The 13423-nt window shown below is 72.4% G+C and carries 11 protein-coding genes; all 11 read left to right on the plus strand.

Annotated features, from left to right (window positions below):
- Nucleotides 1-54: 54 nt before the first annotated feature.
- A complete protein-coding gene (locus tag BLW82_RS27950) occupies nucleotides 55-714 on the plus strand; it encodes a hemerythrin domain-containing protein (protein WP_093502876.1) in 660 nt (219 codons plus the stop codon).
- A gap of 65 nt (nucleotides 715-779) precedes the next feature.
- Nucleotides 780-2249: an MFS transporter gene (locus tag BLW82_RS27955; RefSeq protein ID WP_093502878.1), complete on the plus strand. Its 1470-nt coding sequence runs from the start codon at nucleotides 780-782 to the stop codon at nucleotides 2247-2249.
- A 154-nt stretch (nucleotides 2250-2403) separates the two neighbouring features.
- A complete protein-coding gene (locus tag BLW82_RS27960) occupies nucleotides 2404-3324 on the plus strand; it encodes a MarR family winged helix-turn-helix transcriptional regulator (RefSeq protein ID WP_371131510.1) in 921 nt (306 codons plus the stop codon).
- A gap of 171 nt (nucleotides 3325-3495) precedes the next feature.
- Nucleotides 3496-5211 carry an NAD(P)/FAD-dependent oxidoreductase gene (locus tag BLW82_RS27965; RefSeq protein WP_177233091.1) on the plus strand — a complete coding sequence of 572 codons (1716 nt, stop codon included), beginning with the start codon at nucleotides 3496-3498 and terminating at the stop codon, nucleotides 5209-5211.
- Between the two features lie 31 nt (nucleotides 5212-5242).
- Nucleotides 5243-5812 (plus strand): flavin reductase family protein, encoded by a 570-nt coding sequence (locus tag BLW82_RS27970; protein ID WP_093502882.1) that lies wholly within the window; start codon nucleotides 5243-5245, stop codon nucleotides 5810-5812.
- Nucleotide 5813: 1 nt separating this feature from the next.
- Nucleotides 5814-7577: an acetyl/propionyl/methylcrotonyl-CoA carboxylase subunit alpha gene (locus BLW82_RS27975; protein ID WP_093502884.1), complete on the plus strand. Its 1764-nt coding sequence runs from the start codon at nucleotides 5814-5816 to the stop codon at nucleotides 7575-7577.
- Between the two features lie 53 nt (nucleotides 7578-7630).
- The gene (locus BLW82_RS27980) at nucleotides 7631-8542 is read left to right on the plus strand and encodes a hypothetical protein (protein WP_371131422.1); all 912 of its coding nucleotides are present in this window, start codon (nucleotides 7631-7633) and stop codon (nucleotides 8540-8542) included.
- 62 nt (nucleotides 8543-8604) lie between these two features.
- Entirely contained in the window at nucleotides 8605-10062 is a 1458-nt protein-coding gene (locus tag BLW82_RS27985; RefSeq protein ID WP_093502888.1) for an FAD-dependent monooxygenase, read from the plus strand.
- Nucleotides 10063-10210: 148 nt separating this feature from the next.
- Nucleotides 10211-10540, plus strand: coding sequence for a TcmI family type II polyketide cyclase (locus BLW82_RS27990; protein ID WP_093502890.1), 330 nt, complete (start codon nucleotides 10211-10213; stop codon nucleotides 10538-10540).
- Nucleotides 10537-11811 (plus strand): beta-ketoacyl-[acyl-carrier-protein] synthase family protein, encoded by a 1275-nt coding sequence (locus BLW82_RS27995; protein WP_093502892.1) that lies wholly within the window; start codon nucleotides 10537-10539, stop codon nucleotides 11809-11811. The genes BLW82_RS27990 and BLW82_RS27995 overlap by 4 nt, the downstream gene beginning before the upstream one ends.
- Nucleotides 11808-13016: a ketosynthase chain-length factor gene (locus BLW82_RS28000; protein WP_093502894.1), complete on the plus strand. Its 1209-nt coding sequence runs from the start codon at nucleotides 11808-11810 to the stop codon at nucleotides 13014-13016. The genes BLW82_RS27995 and BLW82_RS28000 overlap by 4 nt, the downstream gene beginning before the upstream one ends.
- Nucleotides 13017-13423 lie beyond the last annotated feature (407 nt).

The following is a 13423-nucleotide window of genomic DNA, read 5'->3' on the forward strand; positions in this document are numbered from 1 at the left end:
TTGACGATACTCTCGCCGTACGACGCAGCAAGTGAGGCAGTGAGGGAGAGAACGATGAGCCAGGACTTCAAGAACCTCGACATGACGATGATGTTCGCCATCCACGACGCGCTCCGCCGCGAGCTGGAGCGGATCGCCCGGATCACCGCGCGGGTCGACGAGGACCCCCGGCACGTACTGAGCACCGCGGTCGGCTGGGAGCTGTTCAAGAAGTTCCTGACCATCCACCACACCTCCGAGGACGTGAAGATCTGGCCGGTCATGGAGACCGCGCTGGCCGGCCAGGACTCCGAACTGGCGCTGCTCGCCGACATGGAGGCCGAGCACGGCGTCATCGACCCGCTGCTCGCCGACATCGACGCGGCCCTCGCCGACCGCGATTCCGGCCTGGAGCGCCTGACCGGCCTGACCGACGCCCTCTACACCAAGCTCGGCGCCCACCTCGACCACGAGGAGCGGGACGCCCTGCAGCTGATGGACATCACGCTCTCCCAGGAGCAGTGGGCGGCCTTCGCCGGCGAGCAGCGCACCCGGGTCGGCGACGACTCCGTCCGCTACCTGCCCTGGCTGCTCGACGACGTCGATGCCGCGAAGGCCGCCAAGCTCCTCGGCGGCCTGCCCGAGCCGCTGCGCAACGCCTACGAGAACGACTGGCGCAAGGCCTACGAGGACCTCGGCATCTGGACCCCCGAGACCGCCACCACCAGCCGCTGACCGGATCCCGAGGGGTTCCGCTCCGCTCGACACCCCCAACCCTGAGACAGACACGGAGACATCCCATGTCGCTGCAAGACCGCACTCAGGCCGTCCCCAAGGCCGCGGCCCCGCCGCAGCAGGACGGCAAACTCGGACTGGCGTTACTCGTGATCGCCGCGGCCCAGCTCATGCTCGTCCTCGACAACACGATCGTCGCCGTCGCCCTGCCCAGCATGCAGAGCGCCCTCGGGCTCAGCGAGTCCGGCCTCGGCTGGATCGTCACCGCCTACGCCCTGGCCTTCGGCGGTCTGCTGCTGGCCGGCGGCCGCGCCGGCGACCTCTTCGGCCGCCGCCGGGTCTTCCGCACCGGCCTCGTCCTGTTCACCGCCGCCTCGCTGCTCGGCGGCCTGGCCCAGAGCGGCGAACTGCTCATCGCCGCCCGCGTGATCCAGGGCGCGGGCGCCGCCATCGCCGCCCCGACCGCCCTGTCCCTGCTGGCCACCACCTTCCCGGCCGGCCCCGCCCGCAACAAGGCGCTCGGCGTCTACGGCGCGATGGGCGGCCTCGGCTCGGTCGTCGGCCTGCTGCTCGGCGGCGCGCTCACCGAGTACCTGAGCTGGCGCTGGGTGATGTTCGTGAACATCCCGATCGCCCTGGCCGTCCTGTTCGGCACCGGCGTCCTCGTCGAGGGCGAGCGCGAGCGCGGCAAGGTCGACGTGCCCGGCGCGCTCACGGCCACCCTGGGCTTCGGCTCGCTCGTCTACGCCATCAACCGCGCCGGCGACAAGGGCTTCGGCGACAGCGTCACCCTGGCCGGGCTGGGCGCCGCGCTGGTCCTGATCCTCGCCTTCGTCCTCATCCAGCGCGCGAGCAAGGCGCCGATGATCCCGGGCGGCGTGCTCGCCGACAGGAGCCGCGTCGGCGCCAACCTGATCATGTTCCTGGTCGGCGCGGGCATGCTCGCCACCTTCTACTTCCTGACCCTCTACATGCAGCTGGTCAAGGGCTACGCCCCGATGGTCACCGGCGTCGCCTACCTGCCCTTCGCCCTCGGCATGGGCATCGCGGCCGGCGGCGTCGGCCCGCAGCTGCTAGCCAAGCTGCCCGAGCGCAACGTGATCGCCCTCGGTCTGCTGATCGGCACCGCGGGCATGGTCTGGTTCAGCTTCATCGAGCCCGGCCAGACCCCGTGGGCCGCGCTGCTGCCGGCCCAGCTGGTCGCCGGTCTCGGCCTCGGCATGGTCTTCGTGGCCGTCACCATCGTCAGCGTCCGCGGGGTCGCCCCGCAGGCCACCGGCGCGGCCTCCGGACTGGTCAACACCGCCCAGCAGATCGGCGGCGCCATCGGCCTCGCCGCGCTCGCCGCGGCGGCCACCGCCATCACCGACCACGAGCTGCCGGGCAGCGTCCCGCACGCCCTCACCACCGGCTACTCGTACGGGTTCCTGCTCGGCGGCGGCTTCTACCTGCTGGCCCTGATCGTGGCCCTGGCCACCCTGCCGGGCACCCGCCCCCAGCAGCAGGACGCCGAACACCCGCCCGTCGCCCTGTGACCGACCCCGGCGGCCCCGCCCTGACGACCCGGGCGGGGCCGCCGGTTCCCCGGTACCGGCGCCGCGTCGGTGCCGGTACCGGTCGGGGCGCCGTCGATATACTCGGGCAGGAGGTGCTGTCTTGCGGTACGAGAGCGACGACGATCGCGGTCCGGTGACCCGGACCGAGCAGACCGCGGAGGTCCCGGGCGTCCTCCCGGACGCGCTCACCGACTTCATCGGTTACCTCCTGCGCCGCGTCTACGCACAGTTCGCCGCCACCGACGACGGCGGTGACAGCGACCCCCGTGACTTCCTGGTCCTCGACGCGCTCACCGGCCGCGACTGGGAGTCCCAGCTCGACCTCGCCGAGCGGCTCGGCATCAACCGCACCATCATGGTCGGCGTCATCGACCGCCTGGAGGCCCGCGACGAGGTCCGGCGCACCCGCAACCCCGACAACCGGCGCCAGTACGTGCTCTCCCTGACCGACAAGGGGCGCGAGGCCGTCGAGGCCAGCCGGCGGGCGGTCGCCGAGCGGGACGCCCGGCTCACCGCCGTACTGACGGACGAGGAGACCGCCCGGCTCGACGAGCTGCTGGGCCGGCTGCTGCCCGAGTCCGCGCAGCCCCTCGTGCAGGGCACCGAGTACCTGGTCGGGCAGGCCCATCACCGGCTGCGCAAGCACGGCGACGACAAGCTGGCCGGCACCGGCCTGCGGGTGCGGCACTACGGCCCGCTGTCCGCGCTCGACGTGCTCGGGCCCATCGCCCAGCAGCGGCTCGCCGAACTGCTCGCCATCACCGGACCCGCCGCCTCCCAGCTCGTCGACGAACTGGTCAAGCTGGGCCTGGTGCGCCGCGGCCGGGACCCGCACGACCGGCGCCGCTACGCCCTCGAAGTCACCGACCTCGGCCGCGAGCAGCTCGGTGTCGTGGCCCGGGCCGTCGCGGGCCTCGCCGCGGACGTCTCCGCCATGCTCGGCCCCGGCGGCGAGGACGAACTGCGGGAGCTCCTGCTGAAACTCCTCGCCCCGACGCATTCCGGGCCGGCATTCGCCGAGAACGCCAAGTCATCCGTCCCCGCCAGGGGTTGACCCTCTGGCCAAAGGATGTCACGCTTAATTCAGCGGATACCCCGCGCCCTTTTCCAGACCTTTTCCAGGCTCTTCGCGCCGCCCTTCCGAACTACTTACGGAAGGGCCGCGAGGGGCCTTTTTTCATGCTGATTTCCCGTTGCGCACCGCCCCTCGACGAAGGAGACAGTCATGGTCGCCCAGAAGACCGACGGCGCGCCGGAACCGGCGCGCACACCCGAGGACATGACCTTCGACGTCATCATCCTCGGCTCGGGCCTCGCCGGCTCCGTCACCGGTGCCGTCCTGGCCAGGCACGGCGCCAAGGTGCTGCTGGTCGACGCCGCCGCGCACCCGCGCTTCGCCATCGGCGAGTCCATGACCCCGCAACTCGTGGAATGGATCCACATCCTCGCCGAACGCCACGACATTCCCGAGCTGAAAAGCCTGGCGAGTGTCGAGGCCTCCACCCGTGACATCGGTCCCACCTTCGGCACGAAGGCCCACTTCGGATTCATGAAGCACGAGGTCGGAAAAGAGCCGAACCCGCGCGAGGCCACCCAGCTCGCCCTGCCGAAGATATTCCACCAGAACAGCCACATGTTCCGGCAGGACAGCGACTCCTTCATGTTCCACGTCGCCGTCAAGTACGGCTGCACCCCTCGGCAGAACTGGCGTGCGAACGAAGTCGACTTCGACGACGACGGCGTCACCGTCCTCGGCCGCAGCGCCGCCCCCGGCGCCGAGCCCGAGCGGTACCGGGCCAGGTACCTGGTGGACGCCTCCGGCTTCCGCTCCCCGCTCGCCGACAAGTTCGACCTGCGCGACAAGCCCACCGCCCGCTTCAAGCACCACTCCCGCTCGATGTTCACGCACTACGTCGGCATCAAGCGGTTCGACGACGTCAGCGGCCACCCCCAGGACCTGCGCCCGCCGGCCGACTGGCACACCGGCACCATGCACCACCTCATCGAGCGCGGCTGGTTCTGGATCATCCCCTTCGACAACCACGCCAAGTCCCGCAACCCGCTGTGCAGCGTCGGCCTGACGATGGACGAGCGCACCTACCCCAAGCCGAAGGACCTCACCCCGGAGCAGGAGTTCCAGTCCTTCCTCGACAAGTACCCGGCGGTCAAGCGCCAGTTCGACGGCGCCACCCGGGTCCGCGAGTGGATCTCCACCGACCGGCTGCAGTACTCCTCCAGGCAGACCATCGGCGACCGCTGGTGCCTGATGTCGCACGCGGCCGGCTTCCTCGACCCGCTGTTCTCCCGCGGCCTGTCCAACACCATGGAGGTCGTCGACGCGCTCACCTCCCGGCTGATCCCCGCCCTGAAGGACGGCGACTTCTCCGCCGAGCGCTTCGAGTACGTCGAGCGCGTCGAGCAGGGCCTGCTCCAGTACAACGACGACCTGGTCAACAGCTCCTTCATCGCCTTCTCCCACTTCCGGCTCTGGAACGCGGTCTTCCGGGTCTGGGGCTCCTTCATCACCCCCGGCACCATGCGGCTGACCCGGGCCCGCCTCAAGCACTTCAAGGACCACGACACCCGCCACTTCGAGGAGCTGGAGAAGGTGGCCCACCCGGGCCTGTGGTGGCCGCAGAGCGACTCCTTCAAGCGGATCCTGGAGGCCACCGCCGAGACCTGCGAGAAGTACGAGGCCGGCGCGCTCACCGGCGACGAGGCCGCCGACATCGTCTTCGGGCTGCTCAAGGAGTCCCCGGTCGTCAACCCGGTCTTCGGCTGGAAGGACGAGGAGAAGCGGTTCATCTACCCCTCCACGCTGACCATGGCCCGCTTCCTGTACTGGGCCTCCGTCGAGGCCCCCGCCGAGATGAACAGCGTCGGCCGCGAGTTCCTGCTCGGCATCCTCAAGGCCGGTGCGAAGGTCCGCAAGCTCCTCTGACCACTCCCAGCCCAGCCAGAAAGGGATGCGCATGTCCGCAGCAGCGCGGTCGCTGACCCGCGCCGAAGAGACCCGGCCCGTCGAACCGCTGGATCTGCGCCGCGTGTGCGGCCTGTTCACGACCGGCGTCACGGTCATCACCACCGGCCCCGACGGCGACGCGGACGGCACCACCGTCAACTCCTTCACCTCGGTCTCGCTGGAACCCCCGCTGGTGCTGTTCTGCCTGCACCACCGGTCCCGGCTGCACACGCTCCTGGAGCGCAGCGGCGGCTTCACGGTCAACTTCCTGTCCGGCCGGCAGCAGCCGCTGGCCCGGCACTTCGCCGGACGCCGGGCCACCGCCGGCGCGGACGCCTTCGAGGGCGTCCCGCACCACTTCACCGAGGACGGGCTGCCCGTGCTCAGCGAGGCCCTCGCCCACCTGACCTGCACCACGGTCGACGTGCACACCGCAGGGGACCACGACATCGTCATCGGCGAGGTGGTGGAGCTGGGCGTCCCCGAGCACGGCCTGGAACCGCTGATCTTCTTCGACGGCTCCCTGGGCCCGCTGGAGACCGGCGCGGACCGCTTCCAGCACGCCCGGCAGGCGTCCTGACATGCGCAGGGTGCTCATCGCCAACCGTGGCGAGATAGCCGTCCGTGTGGCCCGGGCCTGCCGGGACGCCGGGATCGCGAGCGTCGCCGTCTACGCGGAACCGGACCGCGACGCCCTGCACGTCCGGGCCGCCGACGCGGCCTTCGCGCTGGGCGGTGAAACCCCCGCCACCAGCTACCTGGACATCGGGAAGGTCCTGCGGGCCGCCCGGGAGACCGGCGCGGACGCCGTCCACCCCGGCTACGGGTTCCTCTCGGAGAACGCGGAATTCGCGCAGGCGGTCCTGGACGCGGGCCTGACCTGGATCGGCCCGCCGCCGCAGGCCATCCGCGACCTGGGCGACAAGGTGGCCGCCCGGCACATCGCCCAGCGGGCGGGCGCCCCGCTGGTGGCCGGCACCCCGGACCCGGTCTCGGGTGCCGACGAGGTCGTGGCGTTCGCCGAGGAGCACGGCCTGCCGATCGCCATCAAGGCGGCCTTCGGCGGCGGCGGGCGCGGGCTGAAGGTCGCCCGGACCCTGGAGGAGGTGCCGGAGCTCTACGAGTCGGCGGTGCGTGAGGCGGTGGCCGCCTTCGGCCGCGGCGAGTGCTTCGTGGAGCGCTACCTGGACCGGCCGCGGCACGTCGAGACGCAGTGCCTCGCGGACCGGTACGGCAACGTCGTGGTCGTATCGACCCGTGACTGCTCGCTGCAGCGCCGCCACCAGAAGCTGGTCGAGGAGGCCCCCGCGCCGTTCCTGACCCCGGAGCAGACCGCCGAGCTGTACCGGGCGTCCAAGGCCGTCCTCAAGGAGGCCGGCTACGTCGGCGCGGGCACCTGCGAGTTCCTGGTCGGGCAGGACGGCACGGTCTCCTTCCTGGAGGTCAACACGCGCCTCCAGGTCGAGCACCCGGTGACCGAGGAGGTCGCCGGCATCGACCTGGTCCGCGAGATGTTCCGCATCGCCGACGGCGAGGTGCTCGGCTATGGCGACCCGGAGCTGCGCGGTCATTCCTTCGAGTTCCGCATCAACGGCGAGGACCCGGGCCGGGGCTTCCTGCCCGCCCCGGGCACGGTGACGCTCTTCGAGCCGCCGTCGGGTCCGGGCGTACGGCTGGACGCCGGCGTGGAGTCGGGCAGCGTGATCGGCCCGGCCTGGGACTCGCTCCTCGCCAAGCTGGTCGTCACCGGCCGCACCCGCGCCGAGGCGCTGCAACGGGCCGCGCGGGCGCTCGACGAGTTCCGCGTCGAGGGGATGGCCACGGCGATCCCCTTCCACCGCGCGGTCGTCAGGGACCCGGCCTTCACCGCGGACCCCTTCCGCATCCACACCCGCTGGATCGAGACCGAGTTCGTCAACGGGATCGAGGCCTTCACGGCGGCCCCGGCCGCCGGTGCCGAGCCCGAGGCGGCCGGTCGCGAGACGGTGGTCGTCGAGGTCGGCGGGCACCGGCTTGAGGTCTCGCTGCCGGCGGTGCTGGGCAGGGTGCCCGACCGCACGCTCGTGGCGGCGGCCGCCACCCCCAGGTCCCGCCGCCGCACCGCCGGCGGTGCCGTGCCGGCCGCCTCCGGGGACACGCTCACCTCGCCCATGCAGGGCACCGTCGTCAAGGTCGCCGTCGCCGAGGGGCAGACGGTCGAGAAGGGCGACCTGGTCGTCGTACTCGAGGCCATGAAGATGGAGCAGCCGCTCGCCGCGCACCGCTCCGGCACCGTGACCGGGATCGCCGCCGAGGTGGGGCAGGCCCTCGCCGCCGGCGCCCCGGTCTGCGACATCAAGGACTGATCCGGACCCACCGAGGACTGATCGTTTTGGCAGCACTCACCTATTCCGACGCCATGAACGATGCCCTGGAGCGGCTGCGTTCCGTGGGGTACGAGTACGGGCGCGGCTTCGTCAACCACGCGCCGATGGCCGCCGAGGCCCTGGCCCACATGGGGTACGCCGACGAGGTGCCCGGCTGGGTGGAGGGCCATCTGCGCAGCCACACCTTCCACGACGTGCCCGAGCGGCGGTTCGCCCTCGACCCGTCCGACGAGGCCGACTGGCGGCAGGCGCTCGGCGAGTTCGGCCGGGTCGCCGACTGGACCGCCCTGTTCGAGCGTGAGCTGGCCGAGGGCGAGTGGACCGACGTCCTGGCCCGCTGGTGGCCCCGGCTGCTGCCCGGCCTGTCCGGGGTGCTCACGCACGGGGTGATCCGCACCGCGCACGCGGTCCGGGCGGTGGTGACCGCCGGGCCCGACAGCCGCCTGCGGCTGGCCGAACTGGCGCAGGGGCTGGGGTACTGGGCGGCCCGGTACTCCGAGGGCGGAGTGGTGGTCCAGGAGAGCGGGGGCGAGGGCGGTGACGTCGTAGGGGCGCTGGACGAGCTCGTCGCCGAGTTCTCCGGGATCTACGCCACGCTCTCCCTGCCGCACCCGGTCCCGCTGATCCACTCGGTCACCGGGCCCGCCGCCGTACGGCTGGTGGTGGAGCACCTGCCGGCGGACCAGCGGTGGCCGTCGTACCGGGTGGCGCGGGCCGTCAGCCGCACGATGCTCGACTGGTTCCACGCCGTGCCCCGGCCCGCGGCCCCGCTGCCGGACGCCCCCGACCCGGCCGCCCTGTTCGCCGAGGCCGTCCAGATCGGCGACGAGCACGCCATCAAGCTCGCCGAAGTGGCCGTACGGCACGAGGCGCTGGCGCCCGACCCGCGGCACGCGGCGGCCGCGCACGTGGCCAACCGGGCGATCGGGCGCCTGTACCGCTGACAGTTCGTCTTCGCCGACGGTCTCCCCGACGGGGCCGTACGGAACCGTTCCGGAGGAGTGTCATGGACGCACAAGTCATCGTCGTGGGCGCCGGCCCGGCCGGCATGATGCTCGCGGGCGAGCTACGGCTCGCGGGCGCCGACGTCATCGTCCTGGAGAAGCTGCCCGCGCGCACCGGAGAGTCGCGCGGGCTCGGCTTCACCGCCCGCACCATGGAGGTCTTCGACCAGCGCGGACTGCTGCCCCGCTTCGGGGACATCGAGGTCAGCAACGTGGGCCACTTCGGCGGCCTGCCGGTCGACTTCGGTGTCCTGGACGGCGCCCACCAGGCTGCCAAAACGATCCCGCAGTCGGTCACCGAGACCGTCCTGGAGGAGTGGGCCGGCCGGCTCGGCGCGGACATCCGGCGCCGGCACGAGGTGCTGTCCGTCAAGGAGAAGGAGGACAGCGTCGAGGTCGAGGTGCGCGGCCCCGAGGGCGTGCACCGGCTGCGCGCCGAGTACCTCGTCGGGTGCGACGGCGGCCGCTCGACCATCCGCAAGGCCGCCGGCTTCGACTTCCCGGGGACGCCGTCGACGCTGGAGATGTACCTCGCCGACGTGAAGGGCATCGAGCTGGAGCCCCGGATGATCGGGGAGACCCTGCCCGGCGGGATGGTCATGGTCGGCCCGCTGCCCGGCGGCACCACCCGGCTGATCATCTGCGAACGCGGCACCCCGCCGCAGCGCCGCGACAAGCCGCCGACCTGGGCGGAGGCCGCGGCGGCCTGGCAGCGGCTGACCGGCGACGACATCTCGCACGCCGAGGCGGTGTGGGTGTCGTCGTTCGGCGACGGCACGCGGCTCGTCACCGAGTACCGGCGCGGCCGGATCCTGCTCGCCGGCGACTCCGCGCACATCCACCTGCCGGCCGGCGGGCAGGGCATGAACACCAGCATCCAGGACGCCGTGAACCTCGGCTGGAAGCTGGGTGCGGTGGTGCGGGGACGGGCGCCGGAGACGCTGCTCGACACGTACCACGACGAACGGCACCCGGTCGGGGAGCGGCTGATGATGAACACCCGGGCGCAGGGACTGCTGTTCCTGTCCGGGCCCGAGGTGCAGCCGCTGCGGGACGTGCTGAACGAGCTGATCCGCTATCCGGAGGTCGGCAGGCACCTGGCGGCGATGGTGTCCGGACTCGAGATCCACTACGACGTCGACGGGGGCGGGCATCCGCTGCTCGGCCGACGGTTGCCGAACGTGCCGCTCACCGGGCACCGGAGGGTGTCCTCCAGCACCGAGGCGCTGCGCGCCGGGCGGGGTGTGCTGCTCGACCTCGCCGGCAACGAGAGGTTGCGGGACCGCGCCTGGGCCTGGCGGGACCGGGTGGACGTGGTGACGGCGGTGGCGGCCAACGGCTCGCTCGCGGCTACCACGGCTGTGCTGGTGCGGCCGGACGGGTACGTGGCGTGGGCGGCGCCGGGCAGTCACGCGGATCTGCCGATGGCCCTCGAGCGGTGGTTCGGGCCTGCGCGTTGAGGGCGCCGCCGAGAGTGCCGGGATCTGTCGTCCCGCGGCTGCCCCGCCGTCGTGGCCGGTCGCGCAGTTCCTCCCCCAGCCTTCGGCCGGGGGTGCCCCCCAGCGCCCCTGTGGGGGGCGCTTTGGACCCCTTTAAGGAGTGAACCCCATGCACAGCACCTTGATCGTCGCCCGGATGGAACCGGGGAGCAGCGCGGAGGTCGCGCGGCTGTTCGGGGAGTTCGACCGGACCGAGATGCCGCATCTGATGGGCACGCGGCGCCGGGAGCTCTTCGCCTACCGCGGGCTGTACTTCCACCTCCAGCACTTCGACACCGACAACGGCGGTGAGCTGATCGAGGAGGCCAAGAGCGACGAGCGGTTCGTGCGGATCAGCGAGGACCTGAAGCCGTTCATCCAGGCGTACGACCCCGCCACCTGGCGCTCTCCCGCCGACGCGGTCGCCACGCGCTTCTACGACTGGGAGGGCCGGGCGTGAACGCCAGGCGAGTGGTCATCACCGGGGTCGGCGTCATCGCCCCCGGCGGTGTCGGCACCAAGAACTTCTGGAACCTGCTCAGCGAGGGCCGCACCGCGACCCGCGGCATCACCTTCTTCGACCCGTCCTCCTTCCGGTCCCGGGTCGCCGCCGAGGTCGATTTCGACCCCGAGGAGCACGGGCTGAGCCCGCAGGAGATACGGCGGATGGACCGGGCGGCCCAGCTGGCCGTCGTCAGCGCCCGCGAGGCCCTCGCCGACAGCGGGCTCGACCTGTCCGGCGCCGACCCCCACCGGGTCGGGGTCACCATCGGCAGCGCGGTCGGCGCGACCATGGGGCTCGACCAGGAGTACCGGGTGGTCAGCGACGGCGGCCGGCTCGACCTGGTCGACCACACCTACGCCGTCCCGCACCTCTACAACTACCTGGTGCCCAGCTCGTTCGCGGCGGAGGTCGCCTGGGCGGTGGGCGCGGAGGGCGCCGCCACGGTGGTCTCCACCGGCTGCACCTCGGGGCTCGACTCCGTCGGGCACGCGGTGGAGCTGATCCGGGAGGGCTCGGCCTGCGCGATGATCGCCGGCGCCACCGACGCCCCGATCTCCCCGATCACCCTGGCCTGCTTCGACGCCATCAAGGCCACCACCCCGCGCAACGACGACCCCGAACACGCCTCCCGCCCCTTCGACGGCACCCGCAACGGCTTCGTGCTGGGGGAGGGGTCGGCCGTGTTCGTCCTGGAGGAACTGGAGGGCGCGCGGGCACGCGGGGCGCACATCTACGCCGAGATCGCCGGGTACGCCTCCCGCTGCAACGCCTTCCACATGACCGGGCTGCGGCCCGACGGCGCGGAGATGGCCGAGGCCATCACGGTCGCCCTCGACGAGGCGCGCCTCAACCCCGAGGCCGTCGACTACATCAACGCGCACGGCTCCGGCACCAAGCAGAACGACCGGCACGAGACCGCCGCGTTCAAGAAGAGCCTCGGCGACCACGCCTACCGGACCCCGGTCTCCTCGATCAAGTCGATGGTCGGGCACTCGCTCGGCGCGATCGGCTCCATCGAGATCGCCGCGTCCGTCCTCGCCATGGAGCACAACGTCGTGCCCCCGACGGCCAACCTGCACACCCCCGACCCCGAGTGCGACCTGGACTACGTCCCGCTCACCGCCCGCGAGCACCGCACCGACGCGGTGCTCACCGTGGGCAGCGGGTTCGGCGGCTTCCAGAGCGCGATGGTGCTCGCCCGACCGGAGAGGAGCGCGGCCGCATGAGCACGCGGACCGTGGTGACCGGGCTCGGCATCGCCGCGCCCAACGGCCTTGGCACGACCGACTACTGGGCGGCCGCCCGCGCCGGGAAGAGCGGGATCGGCCGCATCACGCGGTTCGACCCGTCCGGGTATCCGGCGAAGCTGGCGGGTGAGGTGCCCGGGTTCAGGGCCGCGGAGCACCTGCCGAACCGGCTGCTCGCCCAGACCGACCACATGACCCGCCTAGCGCTCGTCGCGACGGACTGGGCGCTGGCCGACGGGGGGGTCACTCCGGCCGACCTGCCCGCCTACGACATGGGCGTCGTGACCGCCAGCTCCTCCGGCGGCTTCGAGTTCGGGCAGGGGGAACTGCAGAAGCTGTGGAGCCAGGGCAGTCAGTTCGTCTCGGCATACCAGTCGTTCGCCTGGTTCTACGCCGTCAACAGCGGCCAGATCTCCATCCGCAACGGCATGAAGGGCCCGAGCGGTGTCGTCGTCTCCGACCAGGCGGGCGGCCTCGAAGCCCTCGCGCACGCGCGCCGGCAGATCCGCAAGGGGACGCGGCTCATCGTCTCCGGGGCGATCGACGCGTCCATCTGCCCGTGGGGGTGGGTGGCGCAGCTCGCCAGCGACCGCCTGTCCACGTCGGAGGAGCCGGACCGCTCCTACCTGCCGTTCGACTCCGCGGCGGCCGGGCACGTGGCCGGCGAGGGCGGCGCGATCCTGATCCTGGAGGCCGAGGAGACGGCCGTACGGCGCGGTGCCCGGGTGTACGGGGAGATCGCGGGGTACGGCGCGACGTTCGACCCGGCGCCGGGGAGCGGGCGGCCGCCCGGGCTGCGCAAGGCGATCGAGCTGGCCCTCGCGGACGCGGGGGCGGACGCGGCCGACGTCGACGTGGTGTTCGCCGACGCGGCGGCCGTGCCGGAGCTGGACCGGGTGGAGGCCGACGCGATCGCCGACGTGTTCGGGCCGCACGGGGTGCCGGTGACGGCGCCGAAGACGATGACCGGGCGGCTGTACTCGGGGGCTGCGCCGCTGGACGTCGCGACGGCGCTGCTCGCCGTCCGCGACGGGGTGGTGCCGGCGACGGTGAACGTCTCACCGGAGACCGGGTACGACCTCGACCTGGTGGTCGGGGAACCGCGCCTGACCGAGGTACGGACGGCCCTGGTGCTGGCGCGCGGGTACGCCGGCTTCAACTCGGCGATGGTCGTGCGGGCGTAGCCCGCCCACGACCGCAGCGGCTCGCGCGATGCCGCGGCCGCGGCCCGGTGGGGGCTGGTCGCGCGGTTCCCCGCGCCCCTGACGGGGCGCCGCAGTCGGGCCTTCCAGTCGTGCCGCCGACGACCGTGGGTGTTTGTGCGGTGTCGCGGCTGCGGCCCGGTGGGGGCTGGTCGCGCGGTTCCCCGTGCCCCTGGCGGGGCGTTGTAGTCGGGCCTTTCAGTCGCGCCGCCGACGACCGTGGACGCTTGTGCGGTGGCGCGGCCGCGGCCCGGTGGGGGCTGGTCGCGCGGTTCCCCGTGCCCCTGGCGGGGCGTTGTAGTCGGGTCTTTCAGTCGCGCCGCCGACGACCGTGGACGCTTGTGCGGTGTCGCGGCCGCGGCCCGGTGGGGGCTGGTCGCGCGGTTTCC

It is taken from the genome of Streptomyces sp. Ag109_O5-10, assembly GCF_900105755.1.
GTDB lineage: Bacteria > Actinomycetota > Actinomycetes > Streptomycetales > Streptomycetaceae > Streptomyces.

Bases quoted from the DNA above. Each gene is read 5' to 3' on its own strand.
- BLW82_RS27950 (WP_093502876.1), top strand. From the start codon at position 55: ATGAGCCAGGACTTCAAGAACCTCGACATGACGATGATGTTCGCCATC.
- BLW82_RS27955 (WP_093502878.1), top strand. From the start codon at position 780: ATGTCGCTGCAAGACCGCACTCAGGCCGTCCCCAAGGCCGCGGCCCCG.
- BLW82_RS27965 (WP_177233091.1), top strand. From the start codon at position 3,496: ATGGTCGCCCAGAAGACCGACGGCGCGCCGGAACCGGCGCGCACACCC.
- BLW82_RS27970 (WP_093502882.1), top strand. From the start codon at position 5,243: ATGTCCGCAGCAGCGCGGTCGCTGACCCGCGCCGAAGAGACCCGGCCC.
- BLW82_RS27975 (WP_093502884.1), top strand. From the start codon at position 5,814: ATGCGCAGGGTGCTCATCGCCAACCGTGGCGAGATAGCCGTCCGTGTG.
- BLW82_RS27980 (WP_371131422.1), top strand. From the start codon at position 7,631: ATGAACGATGCCCTGGAGCGGCTGCGTTCCGTGGGGTACGAGTACGGG.
- BLW82_RS27985 (WP_093502888.1), top strand. From the start codon at position 8,605: ATGGACGCACAAGTCATCGTCGTGGGCGCCGGCCCGGCCGGCATGATG.
- BLW82_RS27990 (WP_093502890.1), top strand. From the start codon at position 10,211: ATGCACAGCACCTTGATCGTCGCCCGGATGGAACCGGGGAGCAGCGCG.
- BLW82_RS28000 (WP_093502894.1), top strand. From the start codon at position 11,808: ATGAGCACGCGGACCGTGGTGACCGGGCTCGGCATCGCCGCGCCCAAC.